The organism is Streptomyces sp. Inha503, from assembly GCF_047215865.1.
In the GTDB taxonomy this organism is placed as follows: Bacteria; Actinomycetota; Actinomycetes; order Streptomycetales; family Streptomycetaceae; genus Streptomyces; species Streptomyces lycopersici.
The window spans coordinates 8989265-9008412 of sequence record NZ_CP178360.1; the positions used below are offsets into that span (position 1 = coordinate 8989265).

General features: G+C 72.9%; 12 protein-coding genes. 8 read left to right on the forward strand and 4 right to left on the reverse strand.

Annotated features, from left to right (window positions below):
* Window positions 1–324 precede the first annotated feature (324 nt).
* From ACJX2R_RS38120 to ACJX2R_RS38155, 8 genes are all read left to right on the forward strand, one after another.
* Window positions 325–1167 (forward strand): nitrilase-related carbon-nitrogen hydrolase, encoded by an 843-nt coding sequence (locus tag ACJX2R_RS38120; RefSeq protein ID WP_413103785.1) that lies wholly within the window; start codon window positions 325–327, stop codon window positions 1165–1167.
* Between the two features lie 5 nt (window positions 1168–1172).
* The gene (locus ACJX2R_RS38125; protein WP_413106044.1) at window positions 1173–2534 is read left to right on the forward strand and encodes an aspartate aminotransferase family protein; all 1362 of its coding nucleotides are present in this window, start codon (window positions 1173–1175) and stop codon (window positions 2532–2534) included.
* A complete protein-coding gene (gene hydA / locus ACJX2R_RS38130; RefSeq protein WP_413106045.1) occupies window positions 2531–3934 on the forward strand; it encodes a dihydropyrimidinase in 1404 nt (467 codons plus the stop codon). Before ACJX2R_RS38125 ends, hydA begins: the two co-directional genes overlap by 4 nt.
* Window positions 3935–3948: 14 nt before the next feature.
* Window positions 3949–4950 carry a TIGR03842 family LLM class F420-dependent oxidoreductase gene (locus ACJX2R_RS38135; protein WP_413103786.1) on the forward strand — a complete coding sequence of 334 codons (1002 nt, stop codon included), beginning with the start codon at window positions 3949–3951 and terminating at the stop codon, window positions 4948–4950.
* A gap of 217 nt (window positions 4951–5167) precedes the next feature.
* Window positions 5168–6205, forward strand: coding sequence for a methyltransferase (locus tag ACJX2R_RS38140; RefSeq protein ID WP_413103787.1), 1038 nt, complete (start codon window positions 5168–5170; stop codon window positions 6203–6205).
* 118 nt (window positions 6206–6323) lie between these two features.
* Window positions 6324–7754, forward strand: coding sequence for an MFS transporter (locus ACJX2R_RS38145; RefSeq protein ID WP_413103788.1), 1431 nt, complete (start codon window positions 6324–6326; stop codon window positions 7752–7754).
* A 155-nt stretch (window positions 7755–7909) separates the two neighbouring features.
* Window positions 7910–8737 (forward strand): inositol monophosphatase family protein, encoded by an 828-nt coding sequence (locus ACJX2R_RS38150; protein ID WP_413103789.1) that lies wholly within the window; start codon window positions 7910–7912, stop codon window positions 8735–8737.
* Window positions 8738–8784: 47 nt separating this feature from the next.
* Window positions 8785–10197, forward strand: a complete 1413-nt coding sequence (locus tag ACJX2R_RS38155) for a phytoene desaturase family protein (protein WP_413106046.1) — start codon at window positions 8785–8787, stop codon at window positions 10195–10197.
* Between the two features lie 61 nt (window positions 10198–10258).
* On the opposite strand, the gene hemC is transcribed toward ACJX2R_RS38155, so the two are convergent.
* The 4 genes from hemC to ACJX2R_RS38175 form a co-directional block, all read right to left on the reverse strand.
* Complete coding sequence (gene hemC, locus ACJX2R_RS38160) at window positions 10259–11191, reverse strand: hydroxymethylbilane synthase (RefSeq protein WP_413103790.1); 933 nt, start codon at window positions 11189–11191, stop codon at window positions 10259–10261.
* Window positions 11192–11221: 30 nt separating this feature from the next.
* The gene (locus ACJX2R_RS38165; protein ID WP_413103791.1) at window positions 11222–15826 is read right to left on the reverse strand and encodes an SAV_2336 N-terminal domain-related protein; all 4605 of its coding nucleotides are present in this window, start codon (window positions 15824–15826) and stop codon (window positions 11222–11224) included.
* Window positions 15827–15829: 3 nt separating this feature from the next.
* Window positions 15830–16837: an AAA family ATPase gene (locus tag ACJX2R_RS38170; protein ID WP_413103792.1), complete on the reverse strand. Its 1008-nt coding sequence runs from the start codon at window positions 16835–16837 to the stop codon at window positions 15830–15832.
* A gap of 82 nt (window positions 16838–16919) precedes the next feature.
* On the reverse strand, window positions 16920–19145 hold the full coding sequence (locus tag ACJX2R_RS38175; protein ID WP_413103793.1) for a trypsin-like peptidase domain-containing protein: 2226 nt from the start codon (window positions 19143–19145) through the stop codon (window positions 16920–16922).
* Window positions 19146–19148 lie beyond the last annotated feature (3 nt).

Sequence of the window (19148 nt, forward strand, 5' to 3'; positions counted from 1 at the left end):
GAGGGGCCGTCAGTCCGGCGCCGTCCCCAGCCCCCGGGTGCGGGTGCCGCCACCGGCGGCCACACCCATCGACCCGGCGCCCGGCGACGCGGCGCGCGCCCCCCACCCCGCTGCCCCGCTGCTCAAATGCGCCGAAGGCGCGAGACGAAACCCGCACCCGACCGCGCCGAGAAGCTCATCCCGCCTGCACCCAGACCCGACAAAACACGAAACGTGATCGTCTTCGTTGAGTAACGGCGGCGGTATTGCCAGAGTGGTCAGTGCGCTCTTACGTTCTTCACAGCCCGGATTCTACGTGCGTAGACACAGGTTGAGGAGCTCATCATGGCCAACCTCGTACGTGCCGCCCTCGTCCAGGCCACCTGGACCGGCGATACCGAATCGATGATCGCGAAGCATGAGGATTACGCCCGGCAGGCGGCCGCTCAGGGCGCCAAGGTGATCGGCTTCCAGGAGGTGTTCAACGCGCCGTACTTCTGCCAGGTGCAGGACGCGGAACACTACCGGTGGGCGGAGGCGGTGCCGGACGGGCCGACCGTGGGGCGGATGCGGGAGCTGGCCCGGGAGACCGGGATGGTGATCGTCGTCCCCGTCTTCGAGCTCGAGCAGTCCGGCTTCTACTACAACACCGCCGCCGTGATCGACGCGGACGGCAGCTACCTCGGCAAGTACCGCAAGCACCACATCCCCCAGGTCAAGGGGTTCTGGGAGAAGTACTACTTCAAGCCGGGGAACGTGGGCTGGCCGGTGTTCGACACCGCCGTCGGCAAGGTCGGGGTGTACATCTGCTACGACCGCCACTTCCCGGAGGGCTGGCGCGAGCTCGGCCTCGCCGGGGCGCAGCTGGTCTACAACCCCTCGGCCACCTCCCGTGGCCTGTCGGCCTACCTCTGGCAGCTGGAGCAGCCCGCCGCGGCCGTCGCCAACGAGTACTTCATCGCCGCGATCAACCGCGTCGGCACCGAGGAGTACGGCGACAACGACTTCTACGGCACCAGCTACTTCGTCGATCCGCGCGGCCAGTTCGTCGGCGGTGTGGCCAGTGACAGGAAGGAGGAGCTGGTCGTCCGCGACCTCGACTTCGGCCTGATCGACGAGGTACGCCAGCAGTGGGCGTTCTACCGCGACCGGCGGCCCGACGCCTACGAGGGGCTGGTGCAGCCATGAGCAGCATGAGCAGCGACAACAACGACCTCAACGACGTCAAGGGCGGCCCCCACGCCACCCTCCACGCCCGCCACCAGGCCGTACTCCCCGACTGGCTCGCCGTCTACTACCAGCGCCCCATCGAGATCACCCACGGCGAGGGACGCCATGTCTGGGACGCCGAGGGCAACCGCTACCTCGACTTCTTCGGCGGCATCCTCACCACGATGACCGCCCATGCCCTCCCCGAGGTCACCAAGGCGATCAGCGAGCAGGCCGGCCGGATCCTGCACACCTCCACGCTCTACCTCGACCGGCCCATGGTCGACCTGGCCGAGCGGGTCGCCGCGCTGTCCGGCATCCCGGACGCGCGGGTCTTCTTCACCACCTCCGGCACCGAGGCCAATGACACGGCCCTGCTGCTCGCCACGGTCCACCGCCGCTCCAACCAGATCCTGGCGATGCGCAACAGCTACCACGGCCGCTCCTTCTCGGCCGTCGGCATCACCGGCAACCGCGGCTGGTCGCCGACCAGCCTCTCCCCGTTGCAGACGCTGTACGTACACGGTGGGGTGCGCACCCGGGGGCCGTTCGCCGGGCTGTCCGACGGCGAGTTCATCAAGGCGTGCGTGGCCGACCTGGAAGACGTGCTCGGCCAGGCGCACGGCAATGTCGCCGCGCTGATCGCCGAGCCGATCCAGGGCGTGGGCGGCTTCACCTCCCCGCCCGACGGGCTGTTCGCCGCCTTCCGCGAGGTGCTCGACCGGCACGGCATCCTGTGGATCACCGATGAGGTGCAGACCGGCTGGGGCCGCACCGGCGACCACTTCTGGGGCTGGCAGGCGCACGACGGCTCCGGGCCGCCCGACATCCTCACCTTCGCCAAGGGCATCGGCAACGGCATGTCGATCGGCGGTGTCGTCGCCCGCGCCGACGTCATGAACTGCCTGGGCGCCAACTCCATCTCCACCTTCGGCGGCAGCCCCATCACCATGGCCGCCGGTCTGGCCAACCTCAACCATCTGGTCGAACACGATCTCCAGGGCAACGCCCGCAGGGTCGGCGGACTGCTGATCGAGCGGCTGCGCGCCGCCTGCGCCGGTCTGGACGGTGTGCGCGAGGTCCGCGGCCGGGGGCTGATGATCGGCGTCGAGCTGGTGGACCCGGGCACCGGTGAACCGTCGCCCGAGGGCGCGTCCGCCGTGCTGGAGGCCGCCCGGGAGGGCGGACTGCTCATCGGCAAGGGCGGCGGGCACAACAGCAGCGTGCTGCGGATCGCCCCGCCGCTCAGCCTCACCGTCGCCGAGGCCGAGGAGGGCGCGGAGATCCTCGAAGCAGCCCTCAAGTCCGCCCTGGAGACCACCCGGTCCGGAAGGAGCGCGAACTGATGTCCCGTACCGTGATCCGCGGCGGGCTGGTCGTCACCGCCGCCGAGGAGACCCCGGCCGATGTGCTGATCGAGGACGGCAAGGTCGCCGCCCTCGCCGCGCCCGGCAGCGAATGGGCCCAGGGCTGGACCGCCGACCGTACGATCGACGCCACCGGCAAGTACGTCATCCCGGGCGGGGTCGACGGGCACACCCATATGGAGATGCCGTTCGGCGGCACGTTCGCCTCCGACACCTTCGAGACCGGCACCCGGGCGGCGGCCTGGGGCGGCACCACCACCATCGTGGACTTCGCCGTCCAGACGGTGGGCCACGCCCTGCGCGAGGGGCTGGACGCCTGGCATCTCAAGGCGCGCGGCAACTGCGCCATCGACTACGGCTTCCACATGATCCTCTCCGATGTGAACGAGAGCACCCTCAAGGAGATGGATCTCCTGGTGGGGGAGGGCGTGAGCAGCTTCAAGCTGTTCATGGCCTATCCGGGGGTCTTCTACAGCGACGACGGCCAGATCCTGCGGGCCATGCAGCGCGCCTCCGGCAACGGCGGGCTGATCATGATGCACGCCGAGAACGGCATCGCCATCGACGTTCTGGTGGAGCAGGCCCTGGCCGAGGGCAGGACCGACCCCCGCTACCACGGTGAGGTCCGCAAGGCGCTGCTGGAGTCGGAGGCGACCCATCGCGCCATCCAGCTCGCCCGGGTGGCCGGCGCCCCGCTGTATGTGGTCCACGTATCGGCCGAGGAGGCCGTCGCGGAGCTGACCCACGCCCGTGACCTGGGGCTTCCGGTCTTCGGCGAGACCTGTCCGCAGTATCTGTTCCTGTCCACGGACAACCTCGCCGAACCGGACTTCGAGGGCGCCAAGTACGTCTGCTCCACCCCGCTGCGGCCCGCCCTGCACCAGGCCGCGCTGTGGCGGGGGCTGCGGAGCAACGACCTCCAGGTGGTCTCCACCGACCACTGCCCGTTCTGCTTCACCGGGCAGAAGGAGCTGGGCCGGGGCGACTTCTCCAAGATCCCCAACGGTATGCCGGGCGTGGAGCACCGGATGGACCTGCTCCACCAGGCCGTGGTGGACGGCCATATCTCCCGCCGCCGCTGGATCGAGATCGCCTGCGCCACCCCGGCCAGGATGTTCGGCCTCTACCCGCGCAAGGGCACCATCGCGCCCGGGTCCGACGCCGACATCGTCGTCTACGACCCGGGGGCCCAGCAGACCCTGTCCGCCGAGACCCACCACATGAACGTCGACTACTCGGCGTACGAGGGCAAGCAGATCACCGGGCAGGTCGAGACCGTGCTCTCGCGCGGTCTGCCCGTCATCGACCGGCGGGAGTACACCGGACGTGCCGGGCACGGCCAGTTCCTCATCCGCGACACCTGTCAGTACCTGAGCTGACCCAGGGAGCGAGCATGGACTTCGGACTCGTGTTGCAGACCGATCCACCCGCCTCGGCCGTCGTCGAGCTGATGCGCCGCGCCGAGCGCAATGGCTTCGGCTACGGCTGGACGTTCGACTCCGCCGTGCTGTGGCAGGAGCCGTTCGTCATCTACAGCCAGATCCTGGCCCGGACCGAGCGGCTGATCGTCGGCCCCATGGTCACCAACCCCGGCACCCGCACCTGGGAGGTGACCGCCTCCACCTTCGCCACGCTCAACGAGATGTACGGCAACCGCACGGTCTGCGGGATCGGCCGTGGCGACTCCGCGCTGCGGGTGGCGGGGCGCAGGCCCAACACCCTCGCCCGCCTCGAGGACGCCATCGACGCCATCCGCGATCTGGCGGAGGGCCGGGAGGCCGTCGTGGACGGCAGCCGGATGCGGATCCCCTGGATCGAGGACAGCAGGCTGCCGGTGTGGATGGCGGCGTACGGCCCCAAGGCGCTCGCGCTGGCCGGGCGGAAGGCCGACGGCTTCATCCTCCAGCTCGCCGACCCGTTCCTGACGGAGTGGATGGTCAAGGCGGTGCGCTCCGCCGCCGCCGGGGCCGGGCGCGATCCGGACGCGGTCACCATCTGCGTCGCCGCCCCCGCGTATGTCGGGGACGATCTGGACCACGCCCGTGAGCAGTGCCGCTGGTTCGGCGGCATGGTCGGCAACCACGTGGCCGACCTGGTCTCCCGCTACGGGGAGCACTCCGGCGCCGTGCCCGAGTCCCTGACCGCGTACATCAAGGAGCGGCAGGGGTACGACTACGCCCACCACGGCCGGGCCGGCAACCCGGACACGGCGTTCGTGCCCGACGAGATCGTGGACCGGTTCTGTCTGCTCGGCCCGGCCGAGGCGCATATCGAGAAGCTGGAGCGGCTGCGCGAGCTGGGGGTCGGCCAGTTCGCGGTCTACGCGATGCATGACGCGAAGGAGCGCACGCTCGACGCGTACGGCGAGCGCGTCATCCCCGCACTCAGCGGCTGATCGCCTCCCCGGCTCAGCCGCGCACCGGCAAAGCATGGCCCCTTTTCCCAAGGACGGGTCAATTCCGTTTTCCCGGCCGCTCGTCGGCTATCGGCGGGCGGCCGCGGAGAACAAAAAGCGGACCCCCGAAAACCTTCGAACATGGTTACAATCACCTCGGTTTTTGTGCTCTGATGTCCGGTCGGCCGAACGACTCCTTGTCACAGAAGGGTTGGGCATGACACAAACCGAGGTACCGATAGATGTGGAGCTCCGGGGGCTCTACAAGGCCCACTATCGGTTTCAGTTCCTGAGCGCGGCATTCCAGTTAGGGCTCTTCGCGCTCGTGGAGAAGGAACCCGGCCTGGCCGTGGATGAGATAGCCACCCGGCTGGGCCTCAAGGAGCAGCCCACCCGTATCCTCCTTCTCGGCTGTACGGTATTCGGGCTTTTGGACAAGAAGGGCGACGGCTACCACACCACCCCTCTCTCGAAGCCGCTGACCGCCAACTTCGACGAGGCGCCCGCCTCCAACATTCCCTGGGAACAAGACGGTATCTACCGGGCGATGTCCTGGTTCTGTGAATCCCTCAAGGAAGACACCAACGTCGGTCTGCGGCGTGAGATTCCGGGAACGGCGTCCACCCTCTACGGGCGGCTCGCCGAAAATCCCGAACTGGAAGCCACATTCCACACCATGATGTCCTCGGTGAGCAGGCTCGTGGGCGCCGAACTGGGAGAGAAGCTCGACCTCTCCGAGTGCACCCACCTCCTGGACATCGGCGGCGGAACGGCCATCAACGCCGCCAACTTCGCCGCCCGCCGGCCGGAACTGCGCATCACCATCGGCGATCTGCCCTCCATCGCGGCGGCCGCCAACGAGAAGATCGAGAAGCTGGGGCTGGCCGACCGGGTGCGGGCGGTGAGCCTCGACGCCTTCCACGACGAGTTCCCGACCGGCTGCGACGGGGTGCTCTTCGCGCACTTCCTGGAGATCTGGTCCCCCGAGCGGGTCCGGGAACTCCTCGCCAAGGCCGCCCGCGCCCTCCCTCCCGGCGGCGCGGTCTACGTGGTCACCCCGCGCCAGGACGACGACGGCACCGGACCGGAGCGGGCGGCGCTGCTGTCCGCGTACTTCCACACCATCGCCTCCGGCGAGGGCATGGTCTACACGGGCGCCGAGTACGAGGAGTGGTTCCGCGCGGTGGGCATCGAGCCCACCGGACGGGTGCCCCTCGGCGCGGACACCGTCGTGATCACCGGCCGCAAGGCGTAGGCCGTAAGGCATAGTCCGGAACCAGGCGAGGACACCCCCGGCGGGCGCGCCGTGCGATGCGGAGGTCGCGACGGCCCGTGCGCCGGGGGCACGACCCGCCCCGATCGGGAGGCGAACCATGGCCGGCGCCACGAGAAAGTGGCTGATCCTGGGGATCTGCTGCATCAGCCTGTTCATGGTGGGCCTCGACACCACCATCGTGAACCTCGCCCTGCCGTCCATCCAGGAGGATCTGGACGCCACGCCCTCGGGGCTCCAGTGGACGGTGGACGCCTACACCGTGGTGCTCGCCAGCCTGTTGATGCTCTCCGGCTCCATGGCCGACCGATTCGGCAGGCGCAGAACGTTCCAGACCGGGCTGCTGCTGTTCAGCCTGGGATCGCTGCTGTGCGGGCTGGCCTCCGACACCGGTTCGCTGATCGCCTTCCGGATGGTGCAGGCCATGGGCGGCGCCATGCTCAACCCGGTCGCGGTCTCGATCATCGCCAACACCTTCACCGACCTGAGGGAGCGGGCCAGGGCGATCGGCATGTGGGGCGCGGTGGCGGGTGTGAGCATCGCGCTGGGGCCCGTCGTCGGCGGTGCGCTGGTGGACTCCACCGGCTGGCAGGCCGTCTTCTGGGTCAACCTCCCGGTCGCCGCCCTCGCCCTGGTCCTCACCGCGCTGTTCGTCCCCGAGTCCAAGGCCCCGCGGCCGCGCAGGCTCGATCCGGTGGGGCAGCTGCTGGTGATCGTGGCGCTGGCGACGCTCACGTTCGGCATCATCGAGGGCCCGGTCAAGGGCTGGGACTCGGCGCCGATCGTCGGCTGCTTCACGGTCGCCGTGGCCGCCGCCGTCTCCCTCATCCGCTATGAACTCCGCCGCGCCGAGCCGCTGCTGGACGTCCGCTTCTTCCGCAGCCCCTCCTTCAGCGGCGCCATCGCCTCGGCGGTCTGCGGCTTCGCCGCGCTCGCCGGGTTCCTCTTCCTCAACGCCCTGTACCTCCAGGACGTCAAGGAATTCTCCCCGCTGCACACCGGGCTGCTCACACTGCCGATGGCGGCCATGACCCTGGTCTCCTCACCGCTCGCGGGCCGTATCGTCGGCGCCCGCGGCCCGCGTATCCCGATGGTGATCGCCGGTGCCGGTACGGCGGCGTGCGGACTGCTGCTGACCCAGGTGCGGGCGGACACCCCGATCTGGTACCTCGTCATCGCCTATGTGGCGTTCGGCATCGGCTTCGGCATGCTCGACGCCCCGCTGACCTACTCGGCCGTCTCCGGGATGCCGCGCTCCCAGGCGGGGGTGGCCGCCGCGGTCACCTCCACCGGCCGCCAGGTGGGGGCGGCGCTCGGCGTCGCCGTCCTCGGCTCGGTCTCCACCGCCCGGGTGCACGGCCCCTTCAGCTCCGGGTTCCCCGGGGCCAGCCATCTGGGTTGGGCGATCATGGCCGGGTGCGGGCTCGCCATCGTGACGCTGGGCCTGCTCACCACCGGCGCCCGGGCCCGCCGCCCGGCGGAGCCCAGCCCCGAACCGGCCCCCGGCCAGCCCGCCGAACGCGTGCCGTGACCCCGCTCCCGTTCCCGCGTATCGACGATGCGCGCCGGAATGACGGTCTAAAGGCGGATCCGCGCCTTTCATGCGGATCCATCCCTTCACCTCGATGACACCTCCCCGCGGTCGCCGCGCCACCCGCTGTCGCGGAGACATGATTCGATGAACGTATGATCGATGAATTTCTCGCCGATGATCTCGGCGCGGTGGAGAAGGCGGTCCGCGCGGCGGTCGCCGAAGAGGTCATGCCGCGCTTCCGGCAGCTCGCCGCCCATGAGATCGTCGAGAAGCGGGGCCCGCACGACCTGGTCACCACCGCCGACCGGCTGGCCGAGGAGCATCTGACCGACGCCCTCACCAAGCTGCTGCCCGGCTCCGTGGTGGTGGGCGAGGAGGCGGTGCACGCCGACCCGGCCGTGCTCACCGCCCTCGGCGGCGACGCGCCCGTATGGATCGTCGACCCGGTCGACGGCACCCGGCAGTTCGTCCACGGCGACCCCGGCTTCTCGACGCTGGTCACCCTCGCCCACCGGGAAGAGCTCCTCGCGTCCTGGACGTACGCCCCGGCGCTCGACCTGATGGCCATCGCCCGCCGTGGCGGGGGCGCGCTGCTGAACGGCGAGCCGATCCACAGCGGCTCCCCGGAGCCCGGCGCGGCCCTCCACGTCGCCATCTCCCACTTCGACTTCACCACCGACGCGGAGAAGCGCACCCTGTCGGGCCTGCGGGCGCCGGGGGCCGAGGTGCGCCCCTGCGGTTCGGCCGGTCTCGAGTATCTGAACGTGGCCCGGGGGCTGCTCGACGCCGTCGCCTTCACCTGGGAGAACGCCTGGGACCACGCCGCCGGTCTGCTGCTGGTCGACGAGGCGGGCGGCGCGCACAGCACGCTCGGCGGCAAGCCGTTCCGGATCAGCGGGGGCAACGCCCTTCCTTTCACGGCGGCCAGGGACGAGGCGGCCGTTCGGCATATCCTGGGCCTGCTGGCCGACGCCGGCTGATCGTTCCACTGATACCTCGAGGACGAGGGGGAGCCGACGTGCCGTCCATGCTCGACGCGGTCGTTGTGGGTGCCGGACCGAACGGGCTGACCGCGGCCGTCGAACTCGCCCGCCGCGGCTGCGCGGTGGAGATCTTCGAGGCCGCGGACACCATCGGCGGGGGCTCACGCACCGAAGAGCTGACCCTCCCCGGCTTCCGGCACGACCCCTGCTCCGCCGTGCACCCACTCGCCATCGGCTCCCCGGCCTTCGAGCGGATGCCGCTGGCCCGGTACGGCCTGGAGTGGCTCCACCCCGAGCTGCCGCTGGCCCACCCCTTCCCGGACGGCACGGCCGCGGTGCTGGCCCGCTCGGTCGGCGAGACCGCCATGTCGCTCGGCCCCCGCGACGCCGGCACCTACCGCCGGCTGCTGGCCCCCTACCTCGGCCGCTGGGCCACCCTCGCCCCCGATCTGCTGCGCGCCCACTGGGACGGGGTGCCCCGCGACCCGATCACCTGGGCCCGCTTCGGGCTGCACGCGCTCCAGCCGGTCTCGCTGCTCGCCGGTCCGCTCCGCTTCCGCGACGAGAAGGCGCGCGCTCTGTTCGCCGGGCTGGCCGGGCACGCCATCGCGCCCACCAGCGCGCCGGCCACCGGCGGCCCCGCCCTGATGTTCGCCGTCGCGGCCCATGAGGTCGGCTGGCCGATCCCGCGCGGCGGCTCCCAGTCGATCGTGGACGCGCTGGGGGCGTACTTGCGCGCACACGGCGGGACGATCCACGTCTCCACCGAGGTCAAGCGGCTCGACGAACTGCCGCCCGCCCGCGCCTACATCTTCGACACCTCGCCGCGCGCCCTGGCCCGTATCGCCGGTCTCGGCAACGCCTACCGCCGCTACCGTTACGGGGCCAGCGCCTTCAAAATCGACTACGCGCTGTCCGGCCCGGTCCCCTGGACCTCGCCCGACGCCCGCCGCGCGGGCACCGTCCATGTCGGCCCCACCTCGGGCGAGATCGGCGCGGCGCTGCGGGCCGCCGTCGAGGGCCGCGACCCCTCCGTCCCGTTCCTGATCACCGCTCAGCCCAGCCTCCTGGACCCCTCCCGAGCCCCGGAGGGCAAGCACACCTTCTGGGCCTACGGCCATGTGCCCAGCGGCTGGAAGGGCGACGCCACGGAGGTGATCGAGCGTCAAATCGAGCGCTTCGCCCCGGGCTTCCGCGATCTGGTCCTGGCCCGTGCGGTGGCCGGCCCGCCCGAACTCGCCGCCCGCAACGCCAACTACATCGACGGTGACATCGCCTGCGGCGCCTTCGAGGGCCTCCAAGCCGTCATACGCCCCAAGCTGGCCCGCGTCCCCTACGCCACCGCACACCCGGCGGTCTACCTCTGCTCCTCCGCCACCCCACCGGGGCCCGGCGTCCACGGCATGTCGGGCCACCACGCGGCGCGTGCGGTGTGGCGGAGGCTACGGGCGCGGTAGGCCCTGGGAGGGGCCTGCGGCCGCCTGAGCGTGGGATGGCGCCTCAGTGCGGGATGGTGCCTCAGTGCGGGATGGTGTCGATGACCTCGCGGGCGCCCTGCCGGAGCAGCGCCACCGCGACCGACGTGCCCAGGGTGGCCGGGTCCAGGGGGCCCGCCCATTCATGGGCGTCCAGGACCGTCTTGCCGTCGGGGCTGAAGACCCGGGCGCGCAGCGAGAGCCGGCCGTCGCGCTCGGCCCTGGCGTAGCCCGCGATGGGGGAGTTGCAGTGGCCCTGGAGCACATGCAGCAGCATGCGCTCCGCGGTGATTTCCTTCCAGACGTCGGCGTCGCCGAGCCCGGCCACGGCCTCGATCGTCTCGGCGTCGTCCTCCCGGCACTGGAGCCCCAGCACCCCGGCCCCGATCGGCGGGCACATGGCGTCCACCGGCAGGATCTCGCTGATCCGGTCCGCACGGCCGATCCGCTCCAGCCCCGAGACGGCCAGCAGCAGCGCGTCGCAGTCGCCCGCCTCCAGCTTCTCCAGCCGGCGGTTGGCGTTGCCGCGCATCGGCACGCACTCCAGCTGCGGGTGGGTGATGGCCAGCTGGGCGACGCGGCGGACCGAGGAGGTGCCGATCCGGGTCCCCGCGGGCATCTCGTCGAGGGTCAGCCCGCCGGGGTGGATCACGGCGTCGCGGATGTCGTCCCGCTTGAGGTAGGCGGCGAAGACCGTGCCCGCGGGCAGCGGACGGTCGGCGGGCACGTCCTTGATGCAGTGCACCGCGAGATCCGCCTCACCCGCCAGCAGCGCGGCGTCCACCTCCTTGGTGAACGCGCCCTTCCCGCCCAGCTTCGACAGATCGCCCATCCACCGGTCGCCGGAGGTGGTGACCGGTACGACCTCCGTACGGATTCCCGGCCGCAGCGCGGCAAGCTCGGTACGGACCCGTTCGACCTGGGCGAGGGCCATGGGGGAGGAACGGGAGACGATGCGGATCAAATCGGCGGACATGGCGTAGAGGATAGGCCCTCCCCGCGGGCGCTATGTCCCGGCCCCGGGGAACCCCTCCGCGACCAGGGCGGCGAGGTCGATGCAGGCGTCGAGGGTCTCGCGGGTGAGCTGTTCGAGGCGGAAGCCGCCCTCGGAGGCCAGGTGGTCGTCCTGCGGTATGGCGACCACGCCTCGGCAGCGGGCCCGGAAGTCCGCCATGAACCGATCGGTCGGGGGCTCGCCGCGGCGCGGAGCCCGGTTGACCACGACGATGCTCCGCTCCACCAGCTCCGCGTAATCCCCGGATGACAGCTCCTCCAGGTCGTCGCTGGTGGATTGCAGGTGTGCCTGATTGGCGGAGGTCATGATGATGAGCTGGTCCGCGAGATCGAGCGCACCGCGCGTGTAGCGGTGAACCGGAGGGGACCCCACGAGGGTGAGCACGATGGGGTAGGTGCCGGTGAGCACGTCGATGACGCGTCGGTACTCCGTTTCGCCGATCGGGTCGGCGCGGTACATGTCCGGCCCCGTGGACGTACGGACGATCGACAGCCTGGGATCGGCCCCCCGGCCGATGAGGGGCCCGTCCACGGAGGACAGCAGCTCGGGGTTGGCCAGGGCCTCGAATGCGAGGTACTTGTCGAGACCGTCCTGGGACCAGTGGTAGTCGAGCGCCACGACGCCGCCCCCGCGCTCGGTCGCGAGGATCGAGCCGAGGGCCGCGGTCACCGCGGCCTTGCCCATCCCCCTCGGCAGTCGGCTGATCACCACGATGCGGTGACAGGACGGCAGCGGCCTACGGATGAGGTCCAGCTTGTGCTGTCGCCGCTCCGACCTGGCCGACCGCCCGCCGAGCCCCACGAGCGCGGCCAGGCGCGAGCGGGTGGAGCGAGGGGGCCGCTGCTCGGGAGCCGTCGTGGGGGCGGGCCCGGCGTCCGGTGTCCCGTCCGGCGGTGGGGTGGGGGCCGAGGACGGCGCGGCAGCCAGGCACTCGACGAGGACGTCCGCCACCCGGCCCGCGGACGGCCGTCGGCTCGGCCGGTCGTCCAGACAGGCGGAGATGATCGAGATCAGCTGGGGCTCGCGCCATATGGCTTCCGCCTGGAAGAGCTGAGCGGTCGGCTGTGCGTCGCTCAGGGCACGGAGGATTTCGCCCAGGGCGTGGACGTCGTCCGCGGCGGTGGGGGCATTCGGACGGCGGTCGTTGAGGCTCGTGCCGGTCCAGCCGATGAGTTTCACCGTATGGCCGACGACGAGCACGGTGTCCGCCGTAAGGGCCCCGGGTGCGACGCCCTTGAGCGCGCACATGTTCACCGCCTCGGCGATGCGGAGGCCGATGGTGGCGGCGCGCACGGCGTCCAACTGGGGTGAGCCGTCGGGCCCGCGGCCCAGGAGCGAGGACAGCGGTGGGGCCGGTGAGCCGTCGGGGAGCCGGACGCATTCCATGACGAGCCACGGAGGGGTGCCGGAGGAGGCGTCGATGAGGAGCCGGGGCGCGTAGTGCCCGGACATCCGTCTCAGTGCCTCCGCCTCGGCCCGCAGCTTCCCACTGGCGCCCGGGGCGACGCGTATCACCACATCGTTCGACGCGCCCGATCGACGGGCCAGATAGACGTCCTGCCCCCGGCTGCCGCCCAGCCTCCGGTAGGCCCGGTACCGGTCGAACGACGGCAGGCCGCTCTCCGGCTCCGCGCGGCCCCGGGGGGCTTCGGCGGAGTCGGCGGACGCCGGGGCTTCGGCGGACTCGGCGGATGCCCACTGTGGCGGTGCCGTGGCCGGATCCGTGCCGCACGCCTCGCAAAAGCGGTCGTACGGGTCCAGCGGGTTTCCGCACAGCGCGCAGGCGGTGGGCTGCTCGGGCCGGGGGCTCCGGGGGTGGGCTCGCGGCGCCCCGGCGTCCGGTCGGAAGTCGGTGAGGAACTCCCAGACCCGCGCGGCCGTCGGGCGGCCCTGCCGCTCCAGGCATGCCATCACCATGTCCCGGACCGGCTGCCACGCGTCGCCGCTCCAGCGCGGCATGTCATAGATGTCCCGGCCGTACGTGTACATCTGCCCCCCGCCGCCGAGGCACAGCAGGATGTCGCCCAGCTCCCGGACGTTGTCCTCGGGAGTGGGCGGGCGGCGCCCGAGGGCCGACGGGGACGGCGCACCGTCGATGCGGGCCGAGGACCAGCCGGTCACGAAGACGTCCTCACCGGCGATGTGCACGGTGTTGATGGTGAGGTCGCCGTGTGCCATCCCCTCGGCCGCGCACACGCGCACCGCGTCCGCGATCCGCCGGGCGATCGCGAGGGCGGTATGGCCGTCCCATTGATGGGCGCGCTCGAAAAGGACGTCGTGCAGCCGATGGCCGAGGAACGCCTCTTCCGCCACCCAGGGAACGTCCTCGTCCAGTCCCTCGCGCAGCAGCCGGGGAGCATGGCGGCCGTCCATCCGGCGCAGTGCCTCCGCCTGTACCCGGAGCAGGGCCGCGGCCTGCGGTGCGGGAAGCTCGGGGACGACGGTGACGACGGCCTCCTCGCCGTAGGCGTCAAGGCCCAGATAGGGCACGACGCGCGCGCCCCGCGGTCCGGCCCTCCGCAGCCGGTACGGGCCGAGCGTCCGCGGATCGCGGGATGCCAAGGGATGCCACCACACGGCAGCCGTCGGCGACGTGAACACCGATGGCCGCGGCGGCGCCCCCAGCCGGGCCGCCAGCCGTAGCTCCACCGTGCTGAAGGGCCGGGCGCCGGGCGGGAGCCGGTCGCTGCCGCCCGGGTCGGCCAGCCAGGCCGGGAAGTCGGGGGAGCGGCCCGCCAGTTGCTCAAGACGACGGCCGATGAGCCGGCTGGTCGCGACCAGCTCCGCCAGCGGCACCGCGCCCAGCAGCGCCCGCTGGGCCGCGTCGGTGAAGGTGAAGGGGCGGTGTTCGGGCGGCAGCGGGTCCGAACCCGCCGAGGCGGGCGGTTCGACGGGGCGCATCAGCCCACCCAGGAACACCTCGGCCAGCCGTCCGGTGTCGCTCCGGCCGTCCACCGCTTTCTGCACCATCCGCATCACCGGCACCGGCAGCGGGGCCACGGCGGCGAGATGGGCCGCCAGCCGGTACGCCTCCGGGGACGCCGCGTCGCGGAAGCGCTGGAGACGGCCGAGCTCATCGGCGGGATCGGGGACGGCGGTGGGGCCCGGGGCGGCGGCTGGGCCGGGGACGGCGGTGGCCGGGGTGGCGCGGGGGCCGTCGTGGCGGCCATTGCGCGGGCCGTCGCGCGGGCCGTCGCGCGGCGGGACCAGCAGCGGGAGGACCGCCGTACCGCTCGCGGAGGCGATCAGCCGGGCCCAGTCGGCCAACGGCCCGGCGTCCGGCTCCAGCACCGGAACCGGCACCCCGTCGAAACGCGCCAGGGCGGCGGGCAGCACCGGATCCGCGACCGTCCAGTCCGCGTTGGCCGAACCCGGTCTGCGGGTGCGCACCTGCCAGCGCCGCGTCCGGATCCCGGAACCCTCCCACAGCCGGGGCGGCAGCGCGTGCACCACCGCCGTGGGACCAAACCCCGCCCAGCGCGCCAGCACCTGGCCCATCCGCCCGTTCCGCCACGCCGCGCCCACCCCGTCGCTCACCACGAGCACTAGCGTGTGCCCTGAGGGGTCCGAGAGCGCCGTCGTGGGCAGCAGGGGCGCCTCCGGGGCGTAGGGGCGGGCGCGCAGCGCGGGTGCGCCGCCGCCGCGCGTGTGCAGGCCCAGCACCCGGACGACCCGGAAGGCGCCCGAGCGCTGAAGCACGGTGCGCAGCTCGACGGCGAGCCGCCGCCACAGCAGCATCGACATCCCGTCGTCGATGACGAGCGCGAGATCGAGCCAGCGTTCGCGCGCGGGGCGGGTCACCACGTCCGGCAGACCGGTCTCGGCGAGCGCGGTGGCGGTGGCGGCCTCGTCGAACTCCCGCCTGAGCGGATTGGGGCGGTGCTGTTTGAGCGGGCGCAGGGCGCGGCCGATGGAGAGCTCCTGGTGCAGCGCCTTGTCCTCGGGCACGCGCAGCGGCAGCGCGCGCCGCGCCTCCGCGGATGTGCCCTCCGCGCCCTCCGCACCGGGCACCTGGCTGCCGCCGTACAGACCGCGCAGCCGCTGATCGCCACCGCGCGCGGGCGGGGCGGGGCGCTGCTCCGGCGGGTCGTCCGGCCGCGCCTCGGCGGGGGCGTACGGCCGGGCGCCGGGCTCGCCGCCGTTGGCCCGCGCGGTACGGGCGGGCGCGGTCGGCTGGTCGGTCCGCCGGGCGGACGCGGCCGGGGAGGCCGTGGTCGCGGTACGGGGCGCGGGCTCGGGGCGCGCGGCGGGCAGCGCCGTGCCGCCGCGGGTCACCGCGCGGGCCAGGGGCGCCCGTTCCGCGCCATCCTCGGGCAGCCGTCCGGCCAGCCAGAGCGCGTCGAGCAGTTCCTCCCCGGACAGCTCGAGACCGCCGGCGGCGAGCACCGCGACCGCCTCGTCAAGCCGTCCGAGCCGTCCGAGCCGCCCGGCGCCGCCTTGCCCGCCCCGGCCGCGTCCGGCACTGCCGAGCCCGGCCCCGCCGCGTCCGGCACCGCCCTGCCCATCGCCGCCGCGCTCGGTGCCCCCGGGCTCCGCGCCGCCCCGTTCGGCGTCACCCGGTGCTGCGCCGTCGCGTTCCGCGTCCCCCCGGCCCACGTGTCACACCGCCCCGCCCAGCCGGTGCAGCACCGCTTCCAACAGCCCGTCCGCCGCGGTCACGTCCATGCCGCCCGCCCGCAGGAACACGGCGTTCAGCAGCTGGTCGGTCGCCAGCTCGCGGGCCGCCCGGCGCCGGAGGAAGGCGTCCAGCAGCTGGTCGACGTCCTCCAGCGCGTCGTCTCCCAGATGCGCGGTGACGATCGCCCGGAGCCGCGCCTCGTCGGGGGTGGGCAGCTCCAGCCGGATACAGCGGCGGAGGAAGGCGGGCGGGAAGTCGCGCTCACCGTTGCTGGTGATCACCACGACCGGGAACTCCTCGCACATCAGCCGGCCCCGCCGCACCGTGGCCCGCTCGCCCGCCCGCTCGGTGAGCACCTCCACCACCGACTGCTCCTCCGGCAGCCGGGCCAGCTCGGGGATCTCGAACTCGCCCTCCTCGAAGACGGTCAGCAGATCGTTCGGCAGGTCGACATCGCCCTTGTCGAGCTCGTCGACGAGCAGCACCCGGGGGCGTCCGCCTGGCACCAGCGCGGTGCCCAGCGGCCCGAGCCGTACGAAGCTGCCGATGTCGGGCTCGGCCTCGCCACGGTCGCGCGTCAGGGCCGTCTCGCGCAGCCGCCCGATCGCGTCGTAGCGGTAGAGCGCGTCCTGCACGGTGGAACGGCTGTTGACCGGCCAGCGCAGCACCTCGCCCAGGTCCATCTCATGCGCGATCGCCCGCGCGAGCGAGGACTTGCCGGTTCCGGGGCTGCCGGTGACGAGCAGCGGACGCCGCAGATGGAGGGCCGCGTTGACCACGTCCGCGTGTTCGGGCTCGATCAGATACGGCGCCGGGCGCGCCGGACCGGAAGCGGACGGCGTCCGCTCCCCGCCGGGGGCCGCCCCGTCAGGCGCCGCCCGCTCCCCGGCGCCGAAGCGGCGCCACGGCGGGGCGGGCGGCATCTCCATGTGCCGGGGCACGCCGTCCCCCCGGAACAGCCGCCAGTCGGGCTCTCCAAGCGGATTCATCGGGGAACCTCCCTCTCGGCCCGCCTCAGCGGACATCGCGCGCCTCCTGCCGTCTCTCTCACTGCCGCCGCGGATCCCACCGTCACTCCGTGGGGTCCACAAGGTCCAGCCGTGGCAGCGCCCGCCCGGCATCGGCCCAGGCGAGCACCGGCCGCCCGGTGTACTCGTCGGGCCGTTGCAGGGTCTTCGTACGGTAGGTCCGTACGGCCTCGGGCAGTTGACGGGTGCTCGCCCCCGCCGCGTGGCGCACGGCCGGGGAGCCCTGCTCCCCGCTGCGGTCCCACAGCACCACCGGAACGCCCGCGGCCAGACACATCTGCACCACACCGGTGCGCCGGTGGGCCGCCACATCGACGGTGACCCGGGCGGTGAGCCGCTCCATGAGCAGACCGCACACCGCCTCCGGGTCCGGGGCCATGGTGTCGTCGATATGCACGGGCTCCTCGGCCTCCAGCCGGGCCCAGCGCTCCCGCCACTGGTCCAGCATCGTGCCGCCGTTCAGCTCCCGCAGCTCGGGGCAGTTGACGACCAGGGGGTACGGGGTGCCGAGCCGGATGGGGAGCACCGCTCCCGGCCCCGCGGCCTTCCAGCGGTCCACGGGCACCTCCAGGGCGTCCCGGTCCACGATCAGCTCGATGACGGGCCGCGGCCCCGAGGGGTCGGGGCGGCGCAGCGAGCCCACGGCGGCGAGGATCTCCTGGGCCACCTCCTGCGCGCCGCGCGGCCGTTCGCTGTCGTCCGACACCTGGCGCAGCCCGTCCCCGTCGTCGCACCACAGCCGCAGCCGGTAGCGCTCCGGGCCGTCCTCCCGCGCCGCCACCGGCGTACCGACCGGTGCGGCCCCGCAGCGGTCCAGCTTGGCCACGACGCGGGGCGCGGCGCCCCGGGCGGCGTTCCTGGCCCACTGCTCGGCGTCGTGGCGGCGGTCCATCAGGGCGGCGTCATGGACACCGAGACGGCGGGCGACCGCCGCGTTCCACCGCCGCAGCGCGGCACGCTGCTCCGCCGGGCAGCATCCGGCGGCCACGAACTCCACGGCCCGCAGCAGGCCGGGCACGGCGGGCAGGACCCCGTCGTCGGCCGCCGCGCTGTCCCCGTGCAGCCCTTCCACATGGGCGATCAGCGCCTCGAACCGCCCGCCGCGTCCGGTGTCGTCCCCGCTGTCCCCGTCGTGGTGAGCGTCGTGGTGCCCGTCGTGCTGACCGCCGTGGTGCCCGTCACCGCCGGTGAGCAGCGCCGCGGGCAGGGCCGCCAGCGGCAGCGCCGCCCGTACGGCGCCGGGGACACCGGCCGCGGCGGCCGCGGGCAGGGCGCGCAGCTGGACCAGCAGCCGCTCGTGCTCACCCGGCGAGAGCAGCTTGGGCAGCCCGTGCCGGCGCCCTATGGCGAGGAGGTCGTCGGCCACCGGGCCCGCCGTGCCGCGCACCGCCTCGACCAGCGCGGGCAGCGCACGCCCCCGGGTGAGCAGCAGATGGGCGAACTCCTCGGCGGTGGGCACGCCGTCCGCGCGATGGCCGAGGCCGCACTGCCGGGCGACCGTACGGCAGCAGCGGACCCACCCCTCGGACAGCGGCAGCGGCCCGTCCAGCAGGGCGACGAGCTCGGCGTAGGCGGGGTGGTCGCGTACGTCCTCCGCGGGCTGCCGGGGCAGCAAGTGGCCCGCCCCGGCGTCGTCCAGCTCCCGCGTCACGCGCTGCCAGGGGATCCCCCAGGCGCGGCGCAGCGTCCCATGGACGCGGAGCTTGGCCGTGACGAGCCCGACGACGGCGCCCTCCTCGTTGGACCACAACGGGCCGCCGCTGTAGGCCGGTTCGATGTCCAGGGCGCGCTCGGCCCCGTCGAAGTAGCCGAACCGCCCGTCGCACGCGCTCACTTCGGCGTCCGCGAACACCCCCGGCTCACCGCTGCCGTGCCAGGCCCGTACGAGCTGCCGCTTGGCCATCGGGTGCCAGCGCGGTGGCTCGATCGCGGGCGGCAGGGCCCCGTTCAGCCGCAGGACGGCGAGGTCGCCGTTCCACTCGAAGGCGCCCAGGCCGCCGTCGTCGGTCCGGGGCGGTATCCAGACCGCCAGCTCTGCGTGGGCCTCGACGGTGTGCTCCGGTCCGTGGAGCCGTACGGACACCGCGATCGGGCCCGGGTGGTCCGGGGCCAGCATGTCCTTCCCCAGTGCGCTGTTGACCACATGAGCGCATGTCAGCAGATGGCGGCGCGGCAGCAGGACGCCCGCGCCCGCCGGTCTTCCGTCGGCCTTGGCGAGAATGGACACCGCGGGCCGTGACGAGACCCCGTGCGCGTGGAACCAACCCATGGC